Origin of the sequence: Bradyrhizobium sp. HKCCYLS2038, from assembly GCF_051167655.1 — a bacterium.
Taxonomy (GTDB): Bacteria; Pseudomonadota; Alphaproteobacteria; order Rhizobiales; family Xanthobacteraceae; genus Bradyrhizobium.
Map to the genome: position 1 here is coordinate 1,812,098 of NZ_JBNPTM010000001.1, position 20,332 is coordinate 1,832,429.

Here is a 20,332-nt window from a genome sequence, read left to right on the forward strand (position 1 = left end):
CGGCATCCCGCCTCATGCAGAGGGACGTACGCGTCGTCACGATACGTTGGGGTGGGGAGCGGTGGCCGCGGGCCTGTCAGGTGCTGATGCGCTGGACGATTGGCAGGCCTGCGGACGTTCAAGCCGTGTGGTCCTGGCGCCCCGAAGCTGGCGCCAAGGTCGCGACGATGCTGGCGCATCGCGCGGGTGACGGGGGCAAACAAGCCGGTCCCCGGGGAGAGCACGGAGCAGACGTTAAGCCCATCGCGCAGGGAAGGCCGGGTCGTCCGGCTGACCTGTGGTTCTGCCGCCTGCATTTTTTTCCGCAGGCGGGCCACGGGCCTCAGTCGAGGTCCGGTCTTCCCTGCGCCCTCGCGTTTTCGGCGAGGGTCCCGAGCATCCCTTCGGGCGCGTGTTGCGCCGCGAGAGCGACGGCGCGTGAGCGCATGGTAGCGCTGGCATACTGGATATGCTTAGCAGTCGAGGCGCCAAATGCTGCGCTCACGACGAACAAGCCGCGACCCGAACGGCTGATCCCAGGAGGAACCAATGGCAGACACCTCACGACGCAACCTTCTCGTCGGCGCCGGCAGCCTTGCTGCGGCCGCCGCGATCACGACCGAGACGAGCCCTGCCGCAGCGCAGGCCGGACCGCAGCCGATCTTCGCGGTGCCGGCGATCACCATTCCGATCGCAGGCGAGCAGGGCGTCTTCCCGGTGCGCCGGATCTACTGCATCGGCCGCAACTACGCGGCGCATGCGATCGAGCGCGGCTCCGATCCGAACCGCGAGCCGCCGTTCTTCTTCCAGAAGCCGACCGACGCGATCCAGAACGTCGCCATCGGCGAGGTCGCCGACCATTCTTATCCGTCGCTGACGAAGAACTATCACCACGAGGTCGAGCTGGTCGCGGCGCTGAAATCCGGCGGCACCAACATCCCGGTCGAGTCTGCGCTCGATCACGTCTATGGCTATGCGCTCGGTCTCGACATGACCCGGCGCGACCTGCAGAACGGCATGGCGGCCGAGAAGAAGCCCTGGGAGATCGGCAAGAGCTTCGATCATGCCGCGGTGCTTGGCCCGATCCATCCGGTGGCGAAGGTCGGTCACTTCACCAAGGGCGGCATCTCACTGGCCGTCAACGGCACGGTGCGGCAGAACTCCGATCTCACCAAGATGATCTGGAGCGTCGCCGAGCAGATCGCAAAACTCTCCGAGGCGTTCGAACTCAAGGCCGGCGACATCATCTATTCCGGCACGCCGGAGAATGTCGGCCCGGTCGTCAAGGGCGACGTGCTGCTGTGCAAGCTGGAGGGCCTGCCGGACATGTCGATCAGGATCGTGTGAGGGCGAGAAGGGCAGATGGTGCGATCTGCCGCGAATAGCTCAACCTGCCCGGCGGGACAAACGTCGTCATCGCGAGGGCGGTGCGCTCCCTCTCCCCGTTCTTCATGGGGGCGCGACGAGCTTCGCTCGCGCTGAGAGGGTGGGGTGAGGGGCAGCCGGGGCAGCCACACGCACCAGCCCAGCGGAAACTCTCCTCGCCCAGGCGGAGGGACTGCCTATCGAGATGCGAGACTGTTGCTACGAACAATTCTGCCAGTTAGTGACTCCGTCATGCCCGGGCTCGTCCCGGGCATCCACGTCGTGCTCAGGATGCCGAACGACGTGGATGGCCGGGACAAGCCCGGCCATGACGACCTTGAGAGACTTGAGCGTAAAACTCCGGTCGTCAGTCGCAGACGCTCTCCCGCACGCGATCCCTACGAGGGCGGCAGCCACACCCATCCCCTCGGATGTTGCGCCTGCCGCCGCGGCACTCGCGGTGCCGCGCCTCTCATCGCCCGCTGGGAGTAAGCCATCGTTGTTCCCGCGCAAACACCCACTGCCACCCGTTCGCAAGTTTGTCGGCCGACAAAGAGCCGCCCGGCCGAGCCCCGTACCGTCGTCTGTACGACGCAAGCGAACGAGGGCAGACGTGGCCATCACCATCGAGATCGATCATGCCAGGACGCGCCGGATGGCGCAGGGCGAAGGCCAAAGCCAAGGCAAGACGCAGGTCCGCAGCCCGGTGCGACCATCGGGCAGCTCGCGATCACCGCGCCAGGCCGGCGGTCCCGTGGTCCCTCAGGGTGTCAAGGGGCCGATCCGGCGCCTCAAATGGCTGATCCTGGTGCTCACGCTCGGCGTCTACTACGTGACGCCGTTCATCCGCTGGAACCGCGGCCCAAACGCGCCGGATCAGGCTGTGCTGCTCGATTTCGCGCATGGAAAGCTCTATCTCGGCCCGGCCGAGATCTGGCCGCAGGACCTCTATCTGATCACCGCGGCGATGCTGCTGGCGACGTTCATCCTGATCCTCGTGAACGCGCTGGCCGGCCGCCTGTGGTGCGGCTTCGCCTGTCCGCAGACGGTCTGGACCGACCTGTTCCTGCTGGTGGAGCGCCTCGTCGAGGGCGACCGCCGGCAGCGGCTGAAGACTATCGGCGCTCCGCTGACCACCAGGCGCGTCGCACAGATCGCGACCAAGCATGCGCTGTGGATGCTCATCGCGCTCGGCACCGGCGGCACCTTGATCTTCTACTTCACGGATGCGCCCGACCTGGTGCGTGATGTCTTCCATGGCGAGATGTCCGCGACGGCGCTGACCTGGACGCTCGCCTTCGCCGGCACGACCTATGGCCTCGCCGGTTTTGCGCGCGAGCAGGTCTGCACCTTCATGTGCCCGTGGCCGCGTCTTCAAGGCGCGATCTGGGATCCCGAGGCCTTCACCGTGAACTACCGCGACTATCGCGGCGAGACCCGGACGTCGGCGAAGAAGGCGGCCGAGGCGCGGGCCAAGGGCGAGCCGGCCGGCGACTGCGTCGATTGCGGCGCCTGCGTCGCGGTCTGCCCGATCGGCATCGACATCCGCCAGGGACCGAACTTCGCCTGCATCAATTGCGGCCTGTGCGTGGACGCCTGCGACGGCGTGATGGCCAGGCTCGATCGTCCGCGCGGGCTGATCGACTACGAGAGCTGGCGCAACATCGAGCGCGGCCGCGTCGGCGAACCGCGCCTCTCGCGGCTGGTGCGGCCGAAGACGATCGGGCTGACGCTGGCATGCGTCGCCCTGGCCGGCGTGATTGCGGTGTCGTTCGTCACGACGACCACCGCCGTGCTGTCGGTGCAGCACGACCGCGATCCGATGTCGGTGCGGCTGTCGGACGGCTCGGTGCGCAACGCCTACACGGTGAAGCTGCTCAACAAGTCGTCTGTCCCGCAGAGCTTCAGGCTCGCCATCCGTGGCGTCGACGCGGCGCTCGCCATCGTCGGCCATGCGCAGGCCTCAGCGATCGAGGTCGAGCCGGACGGTTCGGAGACGCTGCGCGTCACCTTGACGATGCCGGAGTCTGCGGACGCCGACGTCACCTTCGAGGCGCTCGATTCGAACGGACAGGTCGTGCTGACCGCGCGCGACCGCTTCGTGAATCACTAGGGGGGGCCGCAGATACGAGGTTGGCTGAATAAGCCGCGCTGGCTTCCTCCAGGGATCATCGGCCGGATTGCTCCGGCCGATGATGTCGTCATCGTCGCTCGCTCAAATCGCGAGCTGCTTGCCGATCGGCAGCGATCGCAGGCGTTTTCCGGTGGCGGCGAAGATCGCATTGGCGAGCGCCGGCGCAAACGGCGGCACGCCCGGCTCGCCGGCTCCGCTCGGCGGCGTGTCGGCATCGACGGGCACGATGTGCACGTTGGTGACCAGCGGCGCCTCGTCGATCCGGATCACCCGGAAGTCGTCGAAGTTGCGCTGCTGCACCCGGCCGTTCTTGAAGCTGATCTCGCCATATTTGGCGAGGCTCAGTCCCATGATCGCCGCGCCCTCGAGCTGGGACTGGATGCGCTCGGGGTTGACGAAGACGCCGCAATCGATCGCGCTGTCGACCTGGTGCACGGTCAGCTTGCCCTTGTCGTCGACCGACACCTCCACGATGGTGGCGATGTAGCTGACGAAGCTGCGATGCGCGGCGATGCCGAGGCCGTGGCCCTTGGGGATCGACCGGCCCCAATTGCCCTTCTCGGCGACGAACTCGACGACGCGACGCAGCCGCCCGGTATCGATCGGGTAGCTCTCATAGGGCTCGCCGTAGTTCCAGAGGTCCTTCACCGAGGCGAGCTTGACGATCCGCGGACTGCCGATCAGTTCGAGCAGCATCTCCTTCTGATCACGGCCGGTGGCGGCAGCGATCTCGCCGACCATCGACTGCACGGCGAAGGCGCGCGGGATGTTCGAGACCGAGCGGAACCAGCCGATGCGGGTCATCGCCTTGGCGGCCGGATTCTCGCATTGGATGTTGGCGATCTCGAACGGCATGTCGACGAGGCCCATGCCGAGCTCGAACGGCGCCGCATGATCGGCACCGGCCGCGAAGGTCGACAGGATGGTCGGCGCGACGCTGCGGTGACGCCACGCGACCACCTTGCCGCTCTTGTCGAGTCCGGCCTCGATGCGCTCCACCGAGACCGTGTGCAGGAAGTCGTGATGAATGTCGTCATCACGCGTCCACTGCACCTTCACCGGCGCGCCCAGGGTCTTGGAGAGCAGGGCGGCTTCGAGGGCGAAGTCGCACTTCGACTTGCGGCCGAAGCCGCCGCCGAGCAGGGTGACGTTGACCGTCACGTTCTCCGGCGGGATCTGCAAGGTCTTGGCGACGTCCTCGCGGGTGCCGCCGGGGCTTTGCACCGGCGCCCAGATCTCCGCCTTGTCGCCCTTGACGTCGGCCACTGCGACCGGCGGCTCCATGCTGGCATGGGCGAAATGCGGCAGATAGTACTCCCCGGTGATCACCTTATCGGCCGACTTCAGCGCGGCGTCGGCGTCGCCTTCCTGGCGCACGACGAGGCCGGGCTGGCGTGCGGCGGCTTCGAGCTCGGCGCGGTAGGCGACCGAGTCGTAGGCGGCATTCGGTCCATCCTCCCACTCGATCTTCAGCGCGTCGCGGCCCTTGATCGCCGCACCGGTGTTGCGCGCGATCACCGCGACACCGCCGAGCGGCTGGAACTTGGACGGCCACGGCCAGCCCTTTACCTCGAGCACCTGCTCGACGCCGGAGACCTTGAGCGCGTCGGCCGGATCGAACGACTTCATCTTGCCGCCGGTGACCGGCGGCCGGGCGATGACCGCATACTTCATGCCCGGCAATCGTACATCGGCACCGTAGCGCGCCTTGCCGACGGTGATGTCGCGCAGGTCGACGATGCTGACCTGACCCTTGCCGAGATAGCGGAAGTCCTTTGGCGACTTCAGCTGGATGGTGTCGACCGCAGGCACCGGCTGGCTCGCGGCATCGGCGGCGAGTTCGCCGAAACCGAGGCGGCGGCCGCTGGCGCTGTGCACGACCTCATGGTTGACCGCCTTCACCTCGCTCGCGGGCACGCCGAGCTTCTTCGCGGCAGCTGCCTCCAGCATGGCGCGCGCCATCGCGCCGATCTGCCGCATCGGCAAAAGATAGTGCCTCGTGCTGCGCGAGCCGTCGGTGTCCTGGTTGCCGAACTTCACCTCGTCGCCGGGGGCCTGGACCACGCGCACCTTGGTCCAGTCGGCTTCCATCTCCTCCGCCACGACCAGCGGCAGGCTGGTGCGTATGCCGGTGCCCATCTCGGAGCGGTGCGCGAGAATGGACACGATGCCGTCGGGCGCGATCGATACGAAGACCTTGGGATCGACGACCGTGCCGTGGGGCATCTTGCCGGCGCCGGTCTCGTAGGCGGCGAAGGCCGGACGCGACAGCAACGGCGCGGCGAGCACGAAGCCGCCGGCAAGGCCCAGTGTCTGCAGGATGGCCCGGCGGGAGACGTTCTCGACCTTGAGATGCCTTTCGAAGCCGCGGCGCGAAGTGGCGTTCGTCTTGTCGGGGTTTGCGATGATGTTCATGATCACACTCCCGTCGAGGCCAGATGAACCGCGTTCTCGATGCGCTGATAGCAGCCGCAGCGGCAGATGTTGCCGGACATCGCGTCCCTGATCTGGTCGTGCGAGGGTTTCGGGTTCTCGTTCAACAGCGCTGCGGCCTGCATGATCTGCCCGGCCTGGCAGAAGCCGCATTGCGGCACGTTGACTTGCCGCCACGCCTTCTGCACGGGATGATCGCCGGTCGGGTGCAGGCCCTCGATGGTGGTGACCTCACGTCCTGCGACATCGGACAATGCGGTGATGCAGGCGCGGGCGGCCTGCTTGTCGACCATCACGGTGCAGGCGCCGCACAGCGCCTGGCCGCAGCCATATTTCGAGCCGGTGAGGCCCATCTCATCGCGCAGATACCACAGCAGTGGCAGACTCGGATCGCCATCCCAGTTCTGCTCCTGTCCATTGATTTTCACCTTGATCATGTTCGCCCTCGCTCTGTCGGACCCTTGGTCGTCAGTTCTGATCGTTGGTGGACGCGCGCGGGACCACATGTCCAAGATGCACGCGCCGGCTCAATTGAGAGTTGTCGGAAAGCTGCTCATGATAGCAGACCGCGACTGCCATCTGTCTACACACGCTCGTGTGTTGTCAGGCCCGTCATCAGCGGCGCGTGTACCTGCGCTGCGACGCAAACGGTGCGGTTCGACGACTTGCGCCGCAACATCTCGAATGCGGGGCGATGGCATTGCAGACAATGGCATCGCACGAGATGGCATCGCACAAAAAGAATGCCTCGCCAGCGTGGGGCAGGCGAGGCACCAAGTCTTCAGGAAGGAACGCTTCAGTTTGGTACGCTTGGTACGTTACGGCCCTCAGGCCGCCTTTGCTTTCGCCACGTGCGTGGCAATCGCATCCATCAGGGCCGGCGACAGGCAGTCATAGGGCTCCAGCCCAAGCTCCTTCAGCCGCGCCCGAATCTCTCCCATCTGTTCCGGCTTCACGCCCGACTCGATCACCGAGGAGACGAACGCCGCAAAGCCAGGCGCCGCCGAACCCTGCTCCTGGAACAGCTCGGGATGGATGAAGTCCAGGCCGTAGAACGGATGGCCGGTGTTCTCGATGCGGCCATACATGTGCGTGCCGCAGCCAGTGCAGGCGTAGCGCTGGATGACCGCGGAGGCATCGACGATCTTCAGCTTGTCGCCGTTCTCCAGCACCGTGACATTCTGCCGCGGCACCACCGCGACGACCGAGAAGGTCGCGCCCGAGGGCTTCCAGCACTTGGTGCAGCCGCAGGCGTGGTTATGCGCTACGTCGCCCTTGATGCCGACCTTCACAGGACGGTCGTGGCACTTGCAGACCAGGGTGCCGCCCGCGAAGTGGCCGCTCCCTTGTTTGACTCCATGGTCGACGGACGGGTGGATGTGGACAGTCATGGCGCAATCCTCCTCAGTTTTGCGTGGCTCGGGTCAGAACACGACGACGGAACGGATCGATTTGCCCTCATGCATCAGGTCGAAGCCCTTGTTGATGTCTTCGAGCGAGAGCGTGTGGGTGATCATCGGGTCGATTTCGATCTTTCCGTTCATGTACCAGTCGACGATCTTGGGGACGTCGGTGCGCCCGCGCGCGCCGCCGAACGCAGTGCCCTTCCAGACACGGCCGGTGACGAGCTGGAACGGACGGGTTGCGATCTCCTTGCCGGCCTCGGCGACACCGATGATGATCGATTCGCCCCAGCCGCGATGACAGGCCTCCAGCGCCTGACGCATGACCGTGGTGTTGCCAGTGCAGTCGAACGTGTAGTCGGCGCCGCCATCGGTGAGCGCGACAAGGTGCTGGACGATGTCGCCGGTCACCTTCTTCGGGTTGACGAAATGGGTCATGCCGAAACGGCGGCCCCATTCCTCCTTGCTGTCGTTGATGTCGACACCGATGATCTTGTCGGCGCCCGCCATCCGGGCGCCCTGGATCACGTTGAGGCCAATACCGCCGAGGCCGAAGATGACGACATTCGAGCCGGGCGTGACCTTCGCGGTGTTCACGACAGCGCCGACGCCGGTGGTGACGCCGCAGCCGATGTAGCAGCTCTTGTCGAACGGAGCGTCGTCGCGGATCTTCGCCACCGCAATCTCGGGCAGAACCGTGTGGTTGGCGAAGGTCGAGCAGCCCATGTAGTGATAGATCGTCTGGCCCTTGTAGCTGAAGCGCGAGGTGCCATCGGGCATCAAGCCCTTGCCCTGGGTGGCCCTGATCGCGGTGCAGAGATTGGTCTTGCGGCTGAGGCAGCTCTTGCACTGGCGGCATTCCGGTGTGTACAGCGGAATGACGTGGTCGCCGGGCTTGACCGAGGTCACGCCAGGACCGACCTCACGCACGATGCCGGCGCCTTCATGGCCGAGGATCGAGGGGAAGATGCCTTCGCTGTCGAATCCGTCGAGGGTGTAGGCATCGGTGTGGCAGATGCCGGTCGCCTTGATCTCGACCAGAACTTCGCCGGCCTTCGGTCCTTCGAGGTCGACCTCGACGATCTCCAGCGGTTTCTTGGCTTCGAAAGCGACCGCGGCGCGCGTCTTCATGTCTTCAACTCCTGTTTTAGTCTCTTGAGGTCCGCGGCGCTGCTCAGGGCAACTGTTCAGGCGCGGTCCCGTCGTCAGCTATTTCTTGCCCATGCAAGAGTTCTCCGCTTCCGTGTAGGCTGGCGGCTTGTCCTCGTGCTTGCCCGGGCGGACGCGTCCCACCGCATCATTGCCGCGGGCGCGCAGGTAGATGTAGAGGTCGTCCATGTAGCAGGCCACGTTCGGGTTGTCGCCGAAGGCCGGCATGACGTTCTCCTGGGCCGTGCTGATGTTCTTGCGGCCGCTGGCGATGGTGCCGATGAAATCGCCATAGCTCAGGTTCTTGACCGAGTCCTTGAGCGCGGGCGCATAGGTCGATCCCATGCCGTCGGGGCCGTGGCAGACATGGCATTCGGAGTGATAGCGGCGGTATCCGGAGTACGTGTACCAGTCGACCGTTCCGTCGGCAGCCACCTTGTAGGTCGGAATACCGTCCTTATCGAAATACTTGCCGTCTTCGGATTTGACGGCCGTTGGATCTCCCGGGCCTTCCGCCCAGGCGTTTCCGGCGACAGTCATCCCACCGGTTGCCGCGCACAATGCTGCAGCGACCGCAATCAAAATCTTACGCAAGGGCGTCATCCCCAGGTTTTCGAGGCAGGCGAACCGGCGCATGGACGAGATCCATGCGCCGGAAGCAGACCGTTCAGCTCACTGCTGCGGGAGCGAGAACACGGTGAGCGTGCCGCCGAGCGCGGTGTAGTTGCTCAGCGCTGCGTAGCCACCGACCGCACCGAGACCGGCGGTCGGATCCGTCAGACCCGCCGCGAGACCGATGCCGGCCCAGCCGCCGACGCCCGAGAGCACGGCCACGTACTGCTTGCCGCCGTTCTCGTAGGTCGAGACGTTGCCGATGATGCCAGACGGAGTCTTGAACTTGTAGAGCTCCTTACCCGTCTTGGCGTCGACTGCCTTGAGGTAGCCTTCCAGCGTGCCGTAGAACACCACGCCGCCTGCCGTTGCAAGGGCACCCGACCACACCGAGAACGGCTCCTTGTTCGACCAGGCGATCTTGCCGGTCTTGCCGTCCCAGGCGATGAAGTTGCCCATGTGGGTCTCACCCGCCGGCGGATACATCGACAGCGTCGCGCCGACATAGGGCTGACCTGCGGTGTAGCTCACCTTGAAGGGCTCGTAGTCCATGCAGACGTGGTTGGTCGGCACGTAGAACAGCTGGGTGTCCGGCGAGTAGGCAGCCGGCTGTTCGTCCTTGGTGCCGAGCGCCGCCGGGCAGATGCCCTTGGTGTTGACGTCCTCGCCCTGCTTGTCGGTCGAGTACTGATCGACAACCTTCGGACGGCCATAGGTCGCCGAATTCTTGTCCATGTCGACGCCGGTCGTCCAGTTCACCTTCGGGTCGAACTTTTCTGCGACGAGCAGTTCACCGCTGGCGCGGTCGAGGGTGTAGCCGAGGCCGTTACGATCGAAGTGCGTCAGCAGCTTGCGCGGCTGGCCGTTGATCGCCTGGTCCGACAGGATCATCTCGTTGACGCCGTCATAGTCCCACTCGTCGTGGGGCGTCATCTGATAGACCCACTTCGCCACGCCGGTGTCGGCGGCGCGCGCGAAGATCGTCATCGACCATTTGTTGTCGCCCGGACGCTGCTTCGGATTCCAGGTCGAGGGGTTGCCCGATCCGTAGTAGACCATGTCGAGCTGCGGGTCATAGGAGATCCAGCCCCAGGTGCAGCCGCCGCCGGTCTTCCACTGATCGCCCTGCCAGGTCTTCAAGCTCGAGTCCTTGCCGACCGGCTTGCCGAGCGAGGTGGTATTGGCGTCGAACAGGATCTGGTCATCCGGACCTTCAGAATAGGCCTTCCAGGCCTGCTTACCGGTCTTGATGTCGTAGGCCGTCATGCTGCACTGGACGCCGAATTCACCGCCGGACGTGCCGACCAGTACCTTGTCCTTGACCACCAGCGGGGCCGACGTGCCGGTCTGTCCCTTGCTCGGATCGCCGTTGACGGCGGTCCACACCTGCTGGCCGCTCTTGGCATCGATCGCCACCAGCTTGTCGTCGGCCTGGTGCAGGAAGATCTTGCCGTCACCATAGGCGACGCCACGATTCACCGTGTCGCAGCACATCACCGGAATGACGTTCGGATCCTGCTTGGGCTCGTACTTCCAGACGATCTTGTTGTCGTTCGACAGATCGATCGCATACACCTTATTGGGGAAGGGCGTATGCACATACATCATGTTGCCGACGATGAGCGGTCCGCCTTCATGGCCGCGCAGCACGCCGGTGGAGAAGGTCCACGCGACCTGCAGCTTGCCGACGTTCTGTGCGTTGATCTGGTTGAGCTTGGAGTAACGCGTGTTGGCGTAATCTCCCGCCGGCATCACCCAGTCCTTCGGGTTGGCCGACATCTTGACCAGCTCTTCGCTGGCCCACGCGCCACCCGCGGCAAGCGCCGCGACTGACGTCAGACATGTTGCGAGTAGCACTCTTCGCATCGTCTTTCCTCCCGGGTTCAACTGAGGTTCCGCAGCACGCGGCCCAGTATTCGTTTTCGGCATCATTGATTATCCACTTCCCAACCGGGAAACTTGCCCAAAAGAGAAACGAGCTTGCTCAAGAGTGAAGCGGAGAGAAGTTTTTGAGGAAGATTTGCTTTGCTGGTCCGCAACATGAGGGGCATTCTTGCTGCGCAGCATCAATTCGCAGCATGCTGGTTCCACCGAAGGTTGATGTTTTTCTTGACCTTACAGAGATGAAAGCGGAGGATCACTTGGGGGCGCTTTATGGAACTAATGCGCCGCGAAAGTCCCGCGGCCTTAAATTGGGAGTAATCTGGCTGCAGTCTCGTTCGTCGTCCTGCGGCGGACACGTTGCGTTTCGATCCTGAATCGGTGGATGAATATGTCCGATACGATCCGCTCGCTTAGCACCATGGGCTTCTCGCCCAAGAGCCAGATTCAACGTTGGTCAGATGCACTGACCGATCTCTGCGGACGGTTCGACGTCGACCCGCTGGAGGGTGCGTCGTTCGAGGGGCATATCAACTTCACGACGGTCTCCCGCCTGAAGCTGTGCCAGATCGAGGCAAGCCAGCATCGGATTGCACATACCTATGCGCGCGCTCGTGAGACGGCGCATCCTTACATCAAGATTCTCTTCCAGACCTATGGAACGTCGTATTTTGAGCAGGATGGGCGCCAGATCGAGATTGGCCCCGGCGATTGTCTCGCTTACGACGTGTCCTCGCCGCACACCATCGTCAGCCCCGCGCTGACGCGCCATGACGTGGTGATCGTGCCCAAGGAGCTGTTGCGGGAGCGCGGCTTCCGGTCCGAGAAGATGCCGGCCTACAAGCTGTCGGCGCGGAGCGGGACCGGCCGCATCGCCCACGACGTGACCCATGCGGCGTTCGACGAGGCGACACGGCTGTCGCCCAACTCGGCGCTCAGCGTCGCCGAATCGCTGATCGATTTGCTGTTGCTGCCGTTGCGTGAAGCGGACCGGATGCTCGATCGCGCCGGCCCCGAAGCCGTCTACATCCGGGCGCAGGCCTTCATTCGCGAGCATTTGCGTGATCCCGACCTCAGCATCGATCAGATCTCGGCAGCCTTGGGTTGTACCAAGCGTTACCTTCACATGGTGTTCAGCGACCGCGGAATGACGGTGAGCGACTATATCTGGCGTGCAAGGCTGCAGCACTGCCGGCAGGAGCTCGAGGCGCAGACCGGCAAGACCATCACCGACGTCGCCTTCTCGTGGGGCTTTTCGAGTTCATCGCATTTCAGCCGCGTCTTCCGAAAGTACTTCGGCGTCGTGCCGTCGTCCGTTCACAAGACGGCGGCGCGCTGAGCTATCCCGGTGGTGCGTGCGTGCCTAGCGCGCGCCGCTCCTGATGATCCTCTGGAACGCATCGCCGAGGACGAGCGGCTCGCGCGGCGGCACATAGGTTAGGCCTGCATCGGCTCCCAGCTTCGCCAGGGTACCGGACGCATCGAGCTCCGACAGCACCTTGTCGACCGACTTCAGCAAATCGGCCGAGCTCGAGAGGCCGACATAGCCGCGATTGACGCCAATCGGGTAGTTGTAGCCTGACCGCGTCAACCTGGTGTCGGGATGAGCAGCCCGATAGGCATCGAAGCGCCTGTTGTCGAGCAGGGTGGCGTCGAACTTGCCCTGTTCGAGAGCGCCGAGCAGATCATCGCGTGTCGGAATCAGATGAGTGATGTCGTCGATCAGGCGACCCTTGTCGAACGTCATCAGGATCGCATCGGCCAGCGTGCCGCTCTCGATGGCCAGCCGCAGTCCGGCAAGATCGCCGATGTCGGTGATCTGGCGCTGCTTGGCGCCGGGTCCGAGAACGACGGTCAGGGTCGAGAACATGTACGGCTTGCTCGGCGTCAGCGCGCCGAGCGCAATGCGCCGACGCCGATCGTCGCGGGTGGCGCCGTCGAAATCGGGGAGCTTGGCGGTCTTCACGCCGGGCGTAACCAGGCCGTCCTGGGTGAAGGCATAGCTGCCGATCAGGGCGCACCGTCCATCCGACAGCAGCGCGTTGGCCTCCAGCGCGGGACTCGAATCTTCGTCCAGCTTGCTTTCGTACCACTGGATCTCGAGCGTCTTGCCAAGCCGTTCCGCGACGGCCTGACCCAGCAGGACGTCGAAGCCGCTGCCCGGCTTGCCGCGATGATGGACGGAGAGCGGCGGAAGATTTTCGTCCAGGCAGATCCGCAGCACGTCGTCAGCGGCCGAGGCCGCTGTCGACACGGTCGAAATCATGAGAGCGGCGACCAACCGGAAAAGGCGGCGCATCACTGCGTTCTCCGGCTCGAAACGTAGGCCCACAGCGCGGTGATCTCGTCATCGCTGAGAATGTCGCCCCAGGGCGGCATCCGGCCGTTCTTGCCTTGCTTCACCGTGGTGACGAAGCGCGGCTGATCGTCCGGAAATCGGCGTAGATCAGGGGTGATCGTGCCGGAGTTCACCATGTTCGGGCCGTGGCAATGCGAGCACTTCTGAGCGAAGGTCGTCTTGCCCAGGTCCACTTGGGCCACCTGGCTGTGCGCAGTGCCGTCGTCTTGTTGTTGGGCGACAGCGACCGGCGATAGGACGGCCGCTACCACCACGGCGGCGAAAATCGCCGCCGTTTTCATGAACCTGTTCTGTCTCACGGGCAATCTGCGCTCAGTTCTTGACCGCGAAAACCCACAGCGAGCCACCCGCCGGCACGTTGGCCAGACGCTCGTCGCCGGAGAACAGTGAGTACACTCCGCCGTAGCCCGAGGTGACGGCGACATACTGCACGCCGTCCTGCTGCCAGGTCACAGGCTGTCCCTCGATGCCGGAGCCGGTCTGGAACTGCCATAGTTTCTTGCCGCTGTCGGCGTCGAAGGCCTCGAACTCGCCGGTGAGCTTGCCCGAGAACACCACGCCGCCGCCGGTCGACAGCACGCCCGAGAAGCGCGGAATGTCGCTCGGCTGCTCCCACTTGGTCTTGCCGGTCATCGGATCGATGGCCTTCAACTGACCGCGCGGACCCTCCGGCCAATCCCAGAGGTCGGTAAGGTCCATGCCGAGGTACCACTCGCCGGCCTTGTAGGTCGCGGGCTCCGTCTTGTAGTGACCGCCGAACACCAGCGTGTTGGCGTAGGCCAATCCCGTCTGCGGATTGAACGACATCGGCTCCCAGTTCTTGCCGCCGAGAATCGACGGATACACCGTGACCTTCTTGCCCTCGCGTGCGTCACGCGTGACGTCGGTCTCGACCGGCTTGCCGGTCTTCAGGTCGATGCTGGACGCCCAGTTCACCTTCACATAGGGGTTGGCCGCCAGCAGCTTGCCGTTGGTGCGGTCGAGCACGTAGAAGAAGCCGTTGCGATTGGCGTTCATCAACACCTTGGTCGGCTTGCCTTCAACGTTCATGTCGGCGAGCACCATCTCCGCGACCGCGTCATAGTCGAACGGATTGTTCGGCGAGAACTGGAAGTGCCACTTCATCTTGCCGGTCTTCGGGTCGAGCGCCAGCACCGAGCAGGTGTAGAGATTGTCGCCCGGGCGCACAGCGGCATTGAACGGACCGGGATTGCCGACGCCCCAGAACACGGTGTTCTGCTCGGGATCGTACGATCCTGTGATCCAGGTCGAGCCGCCGCCAAGCTTCCACGTGTCGCCCTTCCAGGTGTCGCCGCCCGGCTCGTCCGGTGTCGGCACCGTGTGCGTGCGCCACAGATGCTTGCCGGTTGCCGGATCCCAACCGTCGATGAAGCCGCGGGTGCCGAACTCAGCGCCGGAGATGCCGGTCAGCACGACGCCGTCGGCGACGAGCGGCGCCACCGTCATCGAGTAGCCTTCCTTGATGTCGGCGGCCTTCTGGCGCCACAGCTCCTTGCCGGTCTTGGCATCGAGCGCGATCACGTTGGCATCGAGCGTCGTCCGGAAGATCTTGCCGTCATAGATCGCTGCGCCACGATTGATGATGCCGCAGCAGACGACACGCGGCGTCTCGGCGGGATAGTCGACCTTGCTCTTCCAGATCTGCTTGCCGGTCTTGGCGTCGACGGCCATCGTCGCATTGTGGGACGTGACATAGAGCACGCCCTGGTACACGAGCGGCTGCGATTCCTCGCTGCGATCATCGGCGAAACTGTAGTTCCAGACCGGGACCAGATTCTTGGCATTGTCCTTGTTGATCTGCGTGAGCGGACTGAACCGCTGCAGATTGTAGCCCATCCCGTAGTTGAGGACGTTCGCCGTATCAGTTGCACCCTTGACCAACTGATCGGCACTCTGCGCGATTGCACCATGTGATGCACAAATAGCGAGGCCTGCGGCCAGCGCGATCCGCTTCATTCATTTCCTCCAAAGACTTTTTCATGCGCGCCTATCCTGACGCTGCGGCAACAACACTCCGCTCGAATTCAGGAACCGTCAATACGAAATGGTGGGCAGTCGCCTGCCGCAGGCCGGAATGCAAGCCACGGTCAGTGTGCGTCGGCGTCTGCATAAGTATCTGGAAAATGGATAGTTTTTCTATCGCCAAGATGGTCGCCGGTCTCTGCTGCGTTGCGGCATGAACATTGCTTCATTCCATCATGCCGGGACAACAGAGGAGTAGGCGGATGAGACGATCCATCCTTTGGCTTGGCATGCTTTGTTGCCTTTGGGTGAGTGCGAGTGCGCGTGATCTCGGTCAATGGGGATCGGCTGATCCTTCCCTGCGCCAATGGTACGAAGCCTTGATGCAGCCCGACGTGCCGACCGCTTCGTGCTGTGGCGAGGCTGATGCCTACTTCGCCGACGAAATCCATGTGCGTGACGGCAAGACCTATGTGACCATCACCGACGACCGTCCCGACGAGCCGCGCGGGCGTCCGCATGTCGATGTCGGAACGGAGATCGAGGTTCCCGATAACAAGCTGAAATGGGATAAGGGAAATCCCACCGGTCACGGCATTATCTTCCTGAGCCGCAATCGATATGTGTTCTGCTATGTACAGCCGGGCGGCGCGTGAGCATTGCTGAGGGAAGCCGTGTCGTGACTGCGCCACATGTTGGGCGGCCATCAACGCGCAATGCTGGCGGTCTGATTGCGCCAAGGCGCCAGCCGCCGGCCAGCCTTGCGTTCGCGCAATCGCGGCCCTAGCTTTGACCTCGGCGCGAGCAGTGCGCCTCTGTCAACGATAGCTGAACCTGGGAGTTGGAAATGGCCTGGAAGACACCGAAGATCGTCGAAGTGCCGGTCGGCATGGAAATCAACATGTACGCCTGCGCGGCGCGCAAGTAAGCCTTAGCGATCCGCCAAGCCGCAAGCGATGCTTGCTTGTTTCGGCTTGGCGGGTCTGTTGTCGGAACCGTTGCGCGATCAGGCGTCTTGAGTATCGAAGATATACAGGTCGACGCCGCCATCGGCGAAGTTCGGCAGATCGCCCGCCGCCGCCTTGCCTTCCGCCGACCCCATGCCAGCCTGTAGCGCCTGCATCGAATCGAATGCCAGCGTGGCGACCAGGTGGATATTGGTCGGGCCCGCCGGTCCGTTCACCGGGCCACGGCTGATGTCGTAGCTCTTGAGGCCGGGGATCTTCTTCGCCAGCGGCACGTGAATGTTCGCATAGTGCTTGTCGAACGCCTCGGCGCTCTTGGGGGTCTTGTAGAGTACGAGAACCTTGGGCATCTGCTTCCTCCGCATTCGCTTTTTTGAGGTCGATCGACCGCCTCCATTGCAGCCGATCTGCCCGTCGGGATCAAGCGGCAGGCCCCGATTAGCCCATCGATGGTCGTGTCGGGCGTGGTTCCGGACATAAAGTGGGGCGCAAAGAGAAACCGATGCGGCCGAAGGTCGTATTTTCAGGTAATCTGCTTCCGGCTTATCGAAGGACATCGAGCCATGAGCCCCATCGATCTCGTCATCACCGTCTGCGCGGTGCTGTCGCCGACCACCTGCGAAGAGCAGCACCTCGTTTTCGCCGACGGCGGCGCGTCGCTGCAGCAGTGCGCGATGAAAGCGCCGCCCTATATCGCCCAATGGATCGGCGAGCACCCGAAATGGACCGCGGTGCGCTGGCGCTGCGAGTTCCCGCACAGCAACGACAAGGCCTGAGAGCAGGGCGGTCATCGCGTTCCGTACTGCCTACTTCGTGCACTCCCTGAGGTCCTTGTCGGCGACCGAGACGACGGCGTCGGCCTTGATGTCGAGGCCGCGAACGATGCATTGCCGGTCGTCGGCATAGCTCACCTTGGCATCGTAGCGCCCAGGCTCGACCCCGGTGAGCTTCAGCCGCTCGTCGTGATCGAGCTCCTTGTCCTTGTCATTGAGCGTCTGGTTCGGGCCCCAGTTGTTCTGGCCGGCCGGCGACAGCTGAAAGCCGGTCATCGTTGCGCTGGTGAGATTCCACAACCGGATTCCCTTGCTCTGCGCCATCGCTGCGACCGGCAGGCCTGACAGGATGATGATGGCCGTCACGGCGGTCGAAAATCTCATGGCGCTTCCCCTCGAGCCCGTTGTTCATTGCTGACGATAATCATGACACGGACGAATCCAATTGCGCCAGTTCGGCCTTGATCGCCGCAATGCTGTCGTTGCTGCGCTGCGCGCGCGGCAGGCCGATCGGGACCGCGTGCAGCAGGCGGGCAGGGCGCGAGGACAGCAGGAAGATGCGATCGCCCAGCCTTGCCGCGTCGTCCATGCTGTGCGTGACCAGGAGCGTGATCATCGGCCGCGACGCGACCAGTGTCGCAATCTCCTCGCGCAGCCGCGCGGCGAGGGCGTCATCGAGCGAGGCCAGCGGCTCATCGAGGATCAGGAAATCCGGCTCGACCGCGAACGCCCGCGCCAGCGCGACGCGACGGGCGAGGCCGAGCGACAGCTCGCCGGGAAAATGGCTGCGATGCGCCTGGAGCTCGAGCACGCCGAAGATCGCAGCCAGCCGGTCGTCGGCGACATCGGGCGCGGCCAACCGGACATTGTCCTCGACCGATCGCCACGGCAACAGCCGCGGCTCCTGAAACACCATCGCCAGCCGCGCGCCGGCGGGTTGCGAGACATGACCCTGATAGTCCGGGTCGAGGCCCGCGAGGATCCGCAGCATCGTGCTCTTGCCGCAGCCGGACGGGCCGACGACGACGCCGACCTCGCCACGCTCCAGCGCGAACGAAATGCCGGCAATCACCTCCTGGCGCTTGCCATTGGCGCTGGTGTAGCTCTTCGATCTGATATCGACCTCAAGCCGCACGGAGCCGCCACCTGGATGCGCGCTGCTCGAACGGCTGCACGAAGAGAGCTTCGATCACCAGCACGACGGCTGCGAAACTGAGCGAGTAGGCGAGCAGCAGCGGGATGTCGAACAGCTGGAAGGCCACGCCGATCTCGAAGCCGATGCCGTTGGGACGCCCGAGCAGTTCGGCGACCAGCACGATCTTCCACACCAGCGACAGCCCCGAGCGCGCCGCGGCGGCGATGTAAGGCGCGAGCTGCGGCAGCAGGACGTGGCGCAGGATACGGCCGCGCGGGAAGGCGAACACTTTTGCCATCTCATCCAGCGACGGATCGAGCGCGCGGGCGCCCTCGCGCAAGGTCACGACGGCGGTCGGCAGCTTGTTGATCGCGATCGCTGCGATCGCAGCAATTTCGGTGAGGCCGGCCCAGATATAGGCGAGCACGATCACCACCAGCGCCGGCAGGTTGAGCAGCAGGATCAGCCAGGGATCGCCGAGCCGGTTGGCGAGCCGGCTGCGGCCCATCCAATAGCCGAGCGCCGATCCGATCGCCATCGACAGCGTGAAGGCCAGCGCGACGCGGGCGAGGGTGGCGCCGAGATGCAGGAACAGCGCGCCCGACTTGGCTTCCGCGACGGCGACCGCCAGCACGGCCGAGGGCGGCGGCAGCTTGGCGCTGCCGGCGATGGTCGCCGCGCCCCACCAGGTCGCGAGCAGAAGCGCGAAGGACAACAGCCGCAGCACTATTCCCTCGCATCCGCCCTGTAATAGGTGCCGGGGCTGAGTTCGGCTGCGGGGCCGACCAGGTCGCGTCCGCCGACCGAGGCGAGCACGCCATAGAGAACGCGGGCGTCGGCTTCTTCGTCGGCGACGGAGCGACGCGGAATGCCCTCGCGATAGCGGTCGCGATAGGCGCGCAACGTCGCCTCATCGGATGCGCCGGTCAGCGGCGCGATGGTCTGCCAGTCGGCATCCGACGTCGCCAGGATCTCCTTGGCCTTGGCCGTGACCGACAGGAAGCGTGCGACGAGATCGCGATGCTTGCCTGCCCAGTCCTCGTCGAACACATAGCCGATCATCGCGGTGCGGCCCTTGGCGCCGAATGCGGGCAGGATGTCCTCGATGCCGGCGAGGCGGCGAAAGCCTTTCGCTTCCAGCGCCGCGCAGAAATTCCAGTAGTTCAAGCCCGCGTCCATCTCGCCGTCCGCCAGCTTGGCGGCGAGCAGCGGCGGTGCGCCATAGGTGATGGTCGCCTGCGACTTCAGATCCACGCCGTCGCGCTTGAGCGCCGCCTGCAGCAACAGCCAGCTCTTGTCGAGCGGGCCGCCGGCCACCGCGAGCTTGCGTCCCTTGAGATCGGCCAGCGTCTTCAGCGACGAGCTCGCCGGCACCATTACGGCGCCGAGCGCGCTGGAGTAGGGGGAGAAGGTCAGCTTGGCGCCGAGCGCGCGTTCGCGCGACACCCACAGCCAGTCCGACACCATGATGTCCGCGTTACCTGCCCGCAGCGCGATCTTGCCGGCTTCGGGGCTTGCAAGCTCGACCGCGTCGATCGCAATGTCCGCCTGGCTATCGAGCTGATGGGCACGGATGACGGCCAATTCCCAGGCGAAGGTGCCTGTCTTCTGCACCGCAACCTTGACGGTCTCGGCAGCGCACGAGGCCGAGGCCGGCAGCAGCGCGCAGGCGAGGAATGCAATCACCAAACGACCGAGCTGCGTCATGGGCGCGTCTGCGTTTCCTCGAGATGGGTTCTTTTCAGCCTCATTCGCTTAGCATAGCTTGGACTGCGATGCTGCGGAGGATTGTCATGCGTTGCGCTGTTCCGGTAGGACCGATTGTCGCCACCTTCTTTGCCGTGATCGCGCTGGCCGGGCCGGCTCGGGCCGAGGACCTCAACGACTATCCGACCTCGGCGCGCGCCGAATACGTATTCGGCTGCATGAAGGCCAATGGCGAGTCGCGCCAGTCGATCGCCCAGTGCTCCTGCTCGATCGACGTGATTGCCTCGATCATTCCCTATGAGCGCTACGTCACCGCCGAAACGGTCCTCAGCATGTCCCAGGTGAAGAGCAATCTCGGCACGCAGTTCCGCACCTCCGAGCAGGCCGCCAATGCGCTGAACGACCTGCGCCGGGCGCAGGCCGAGGCCGAGGTGAGATGTTTCTGACGCTTCGC

General features: G+C 64.4%; 21 protein-coding genes. 7 read left to right on the plus strand and 14 right to left on the minus strand.

Going from position 1 to position 20,332, the window contains the following annotated elements; genetic code table 11:
- Positions 1-528 precede the first annotated feature (528 nt).
- Positions 529-1,326, plus strand: coding sequence for a fumarylacetoacetate hydrolase family protein (locus ACQR1I_RS07870; RefSeq protein WP_434868849.1), 798 nt, complete (start codon positions 529-531; stop codon positions 1,324-1,326).
- A 631-nt stretch (positions 1,327-1,957) separates the two neighbouring features.
- Complete coding sequence (gene ccoG, locus ACQR1I_RS07875) at positions 1,958-3,457, plus strand: cytochrome c oxidase accessory protein CcoG (protein WP_434868848.1); 1,500 nt, start codon at positions 1,958-1,960, stop codon at positions 3,455-3,457.
- Positions 3,458-3,559: 102 nt separating this feature from the next.
- Here the strand turns inward: ccoG and ACQR1I_RS07880 are convergent, their stop codons facing one another.
- The 6 genes from ACQR1I_RS07880 to xoxF5 form a co-directional block, all read right to left on the minus strand.
- Positions 3,560-5,893 carry a molybdopterin cofactor-binding domain-containing protein gene (locus ACQR1I_RS07880; RefSeq protein ID WP_434868847.1) on the minus strand — a complete coding sequence of 778 codons (2,334 nt, stop codon included), beginning with the start codon at positions 5,891-5,893 and terminating at the stop codon, positions 3,560-3,562.
- 2 nt (positions 5,894-5,895) lie between these two features.
- Positions 5,896-6,348 carry a (2Fe-2S)-binding protein gene (locus ACQR1I_RS07885; protein WP_434868846.1) on the minus strand — a complete coding sequence of 151 codons (453 nt, stop codon included), beginning with the start codon at positions 6,346-6,348 and terminating at the stop codon, positions 5,896-5,898.
- Positions 6,349-6,738: 390 nt separating this feature from the next.
- The gene (gene gfa, locus ACQR1I_RS07890) at positions 6,739-7,302 is read right to left on the minus strand and encodes an S-(hydroxymethyl)glutathione synthase (RefSeq protein WP_012029076.1); all 564 of its coding nucleotides are present in this window, start codon (positions 7,300-7,302) and stop codon (positions 6,739-6,741) included.
- 33 nt (positions 7,303-7,335) lie between these two features.
- Positions 7,336-8,445, minus strand: coding sequence for an S-(hydroxymethyl)glutathione dehydrogenase/class III alcohol dehydrogenase (locus ACQR1I_RS07895; protein ID WP_434868845.1), 1,110 nt, complete (start codon positions 8,443-8,445; stop codon positions 7,336-7,338).
- A gap of 78 nt (positions 8,446-8,523) precedes the next feature.
- Entirely contained in the window at positions 8,524-9,003 is a 480-nt protein-coding gene (locus ACQR1I_RS07900; RefSeq protein WP_434869106.1) for a c-type cytochrome, methanol metabolism-related, read from the minus strand.
- A gap of 132 nt (positions 9,004-9,135) precedes the next feature.
- Positions 9,136-10,941 (minus strand): lanthanide-dependent methanol dehydrogenase XoxF5, encoded by a 1,806-nt coding sequence (gene xoxF5, locus ACQR1I_RS07905; protein WP_434868844.1) that lies wholly within the window; start codon positions 10,939-10,941, stop codon positions 9,136-9,138.
- A 406-nt stretch (positions 10,942-11,347) separates the two neighbouring features.
- Here xoxF5 and ACQR1I_RS07910 point away from each other — a divergent pair, with 406 nt between their 5' ends.
- Positions 11,348-12,295, plus strand: coding sequence for a helix-turn-helix domain-containing protein (locus ACQR1I_RS07910; protein WP_434868843.1), 948 nt, complete (start codon positions 11,348-11,350; stop codon positions 12,293-12,295).
- A gap of 24 nt (positions 12,296-12,319) precedes the next feature.
- Here ACQR1I_RS07910 and ACQR1I_RS07915 read toward each other — a convergent pair whose 3' ends face one another.
- From ACQR1I_RS07915 to ACQR1I_RS07925, 3 genes are read right to left on the minus strand one after another with little or no spacing between them, the layout of a single operon-like run.
- On the minus strand, positions 12,320-13,255 hold the full coding sequence (locus ACQR1I_RS07915; RefSeq protein WP_434868842.1) for a substrate-binding periplasmic protein: 936 nt from the start codon (positions 13,253-13,255) through the stop codon (positions 12,320-12,322).
- Positions 13,255-13,596 (minus strand): c-type cytochrome, encoded by a 342-nt coding sequence (locus ACQR1I_RS07920; RefSeq protein ID WP_434868841.1) that lies wholly within the window; start codon positions 13,594-13,596, stop codon positions 13,255-13,257. The genes ACQR1I_RS07915 and ACQR1I_RS07920 overlap by 1 nt, the downstream gene beginning before the upstream one ends.
- A gap of 31 nt (positions 13,597-13,627) precedes the next feature.
- A complete protein-coding gene (locus ACQR1I_RS07925) occupies positions 13,628-15,292 on the minus strand; it encodes a methanol/ethanol family PQQ-dependent dehydrogenase (protein WP_434868840.1) in 1,665 nt (554 codons plus the stop codon).
- Positions 15,293-15,561: 269 nt separating this feature from the next.
- On the opposite strand from ACQR1I_RS07925, the gene ACQR1I_RS07930 reads away from it, so the two are divergent.
- Both ACQR1I_RS07930 and pqqA read left to right on the plus strand, forming a co-directional pair.
- Positions 15,562-15,954, plus strand: a complete 393-nt coding sequence (locus ACQR1I_RS07930; RefSeq protein WP_434868839.1) for a hypothetical protein — start codon at positions 15,562-15,564, stop codon at positions 15,952-15,954.
- A gap of 191 nt (positions 15,955-16,145) precedes the next feature.
- Positions 16,146-16,226, plus strand: a complete 81-nt coding sequence (gene pqqA / locus ACQR1I_RS07935; protein ID WP_009031067.1) for a pyrroloquinoline quinone precursor peptide PqqA — start codon at positions 16,146-16,148, stop codon at positions 16,224-16,226.
- A gap of 78 nt (positions 16,227-16,304) precedes the next feature.
- On the opposite strand, the gene ACQR1I_RS07940 is transcribed toward pqqA, so the two are convergent.
- Positions 16,305-16,613, minus strand: a complete 309-nt coding sequence (locus ACQR1I_RS07940; RefSeq protein ID WP_434868838.1) for an EthD family reductase — start codon at positions 16,611-16,613, stop codon at positions 16,305-16,307.
- A 213-nt stretch (positions 16,614-16,826) separates the two neighbouring features.
- On the opposite strand from ACQR1I_RS07940, the gene ACQR1I_RS07945 reads away from it, so the two are divergent.
- The gene (locus ACQR1I_RS07945) at positions 16,827-17,039 is read left to right on the plus strand and encodes a hypothetical protein (protein ID WP_434868837.1); all 213 of its coding nucleotides are present in this window, start codon (positions 16,827-16,829) and stop codon (positions 17,037-17,039) included.
- A gap of 30 nt (positions 17,040-17,069) precedes the next feature.
- On the opposite strand, the gene ACQR1I_RS07950 is transcribed toward ACQR1I_RS07945, so the two are convergent.
- Genes ACQR1I_RS07950 through ACQR1I_RS07965 form a run of 4 tightly spaced genes read right to left on the minus strand, consistent with a single transcriptional unit; the run spans position 17,070 to position 19,878 of the window.
- Positions 17,070-17,420, minus strand: a complete 351-nt coding sequence (locus ACQR1I_RS07950; protein ID WP_434868836.1) for a hypothetical protein — start codon at positions 17,418-17,420, stop codon at positions 17,070-17,072.
- 40 nt (positions 17,421-17,460) lie between these two features.
- Complete coding sequence (locus ACQR1I_RS07955) at positions 17,461-18,171, minus strand: ABC transporter ATP-binding protein (protein WP_434868835.1); 711 nt, start codon at positions 18,169-18,171, stop codon at positions 17,461-17,463.
- On the minus strand, positions 18,161-18,898 hold the full coding sequence (locus ACQR1I_RS07960; RefSeq protein ID WP_434868834.1) for an ABC transporter permease: 738 nt from the start codon (positions 18,896-18,898) through the stop codon (positions 18,161-18,163). The genes ACQR1I_RS07955 and ACQR1I_RS07960 overlap by 11 nt, the downstream gene beginning before the upstream one ends.
- Complete coding sequence (locus tag ACQR1I_RS07965; protein WP_434868833.1) at positions 18,898-19,878, minus strand: ABC transporter substrate-binding protein; 981 nt, start codon at positions 19,876-19,878, stop codon at positions 18,898-18,900. Before ACQR1I_RS07965 ends, ACQR1I_RS07960 begins: the two co-directional genes overlap by 1 nt.
- Positions 19,879-19,964: 86 nt before the next feature.
- On the opposite strand from ACQR1I_RS07965, the gene ACQR1I_RS07970 reads away from it, so the two are divergent.
- On the plus strand, positions 19,965-20,324 hold the full coding sequence (locus tag ACQR1I_RS07970) for a hypothetical protein (RefSeq protein ID WP_434868832.1): 360 nt from the start codon (positions 19,965-19,967) through the stop codon (positions 20,322-20,324).
- Positions 20,325-20,332: the final 8 nt, after the last annotated feature.

Bases quoted from the DNA above. Each gene is read 5' to 3' on its own strand.
- pqqA (WP_009031067.1), top strand. From the start codon at position 16,146: ATGGCCTGGAAGACACCGAAGATCGTCGAAGTGCCGGTCGGCATGGAA.
- ACQR1I_RS07870 (WP_434868849.1), top strand. From the start codon at position 529: ATGGCAGACACCTCACGACGCAACCTTCTCGTCGGCGCCGGCAGCCTT.
- ACQR1I_RS07950 (WP_434868836.1), bottom strand. From the start codon at position 17,420: ATGAGATTTTCGACCGCCGTGACGGCCATCATCATCCTGTCAGGCCTG.
- gfa (WP_012029076.1), bottom strand. From the start codon at position 7,302: ATGACTGTCCACATCCACCCGTCCGTCGACCATGGAGTCAAACAAGGG.
- ACQR1I_RS07930 (WP_434868839.1), top strand. From the start codon at position 15,562: ATGAGACGATCCATCCTTTGGCTTGGCATGCTTTGTTGCCTTTGGGTG.
- ACQR1I_RS07945 (WP_434868837.1), top strand. From the start codon at position 16,827: ATGAGCCCCATCGATCTCGTCATCACCGTCTGCGCGGTGCTGTCGCCG.
- ACQR1I_RS07920 (WP_434868841.1), bottom strand. From the start codon at position 13,596: ATGAAAACGGCGGCGATTTTCGCCGCCGTGGTGGTAGCGGCCGTCCTA.
- xoxF5 (WP_434868844.1), bottom strand. From the start codon at position 10,941: ATGCGAAGAGTGCTACTCGCAACATGTCTGACGTCAGTCGCGGCGCTT.
- ACQR1I_RS07970 (WP_434868832.1), top strand. From the start codon at position 19,965: ATGCGTTGCGCTGTTCCGGTAGGACCGATTGTCGCCACCTTCTTTGCC.
- ACQR1I_RS07885 (WP_434868846.1), bottom strand. From the start codon at position 6,348: ATGATCAAGGTGAAAATCAATGGACAGGAGCAGAACTGGGATGGCGAT.
- ACQR1I_RS07925 (WP_434868840.1), bottom strand. From the start codon at position 15,292: ATGAAGCGGATCGCGCTGGCCGCAGGCCTCGCTATTTGTGCATCACAT.
- ACQR1I_RS07910 (WP_434868843.1), top strand. From the start codon at position 11,348: ATGTCCGATACGATCCGCTCGCTTAGCACCATGGGCTTCTCGCCCAAG.
- ACQR1I_RS07900 (WP_434869106.1), bottom strand. From the start codon at position 9,003: ATGACTGTCGCCGGAAACGCCTGGGCGGAAGGCCCGGGAGATCCAACG.
- ACQR1I_RS07895 (WP_434868845.1), bottom strand. From the start codon at position 8,445: ATGAAGACGCGCGCCGCGGTCGCTTTCGAAGCCAAGAAACCGCTGGAG.
- ACQR1I_RS07880 (WP_434868847.1), bottom strand. From the start codon at position 5,893: ATGAACATCATCGCAAACCCCGACAAGACGAACGCCACTTCGCGCCGC.
- ACQR1I_RS07940 (WP_434868838.1), bottom strand. From the start codon at position 16,613: ATGCCCAAGGTTCTCGTACTCTACAAGACCCCCAAGAGCGCCGAGGCG.
- ACQR1I_RS07965 (WP_434868833.1), bottom strand. From the start codon at position 19,878: ATGACGCAGCTCGGTCGTTTGGTGATTGCATTCCTCGCCTGCGCGCTG.
- ACQR1I_RS07915 (WP_434868842.1), bottom strand. From the start codon at position 13,255: ATGCGCCGCCTTTTCCGGTTGGTCGCCGCTCTCATGATTTCGACCGTG.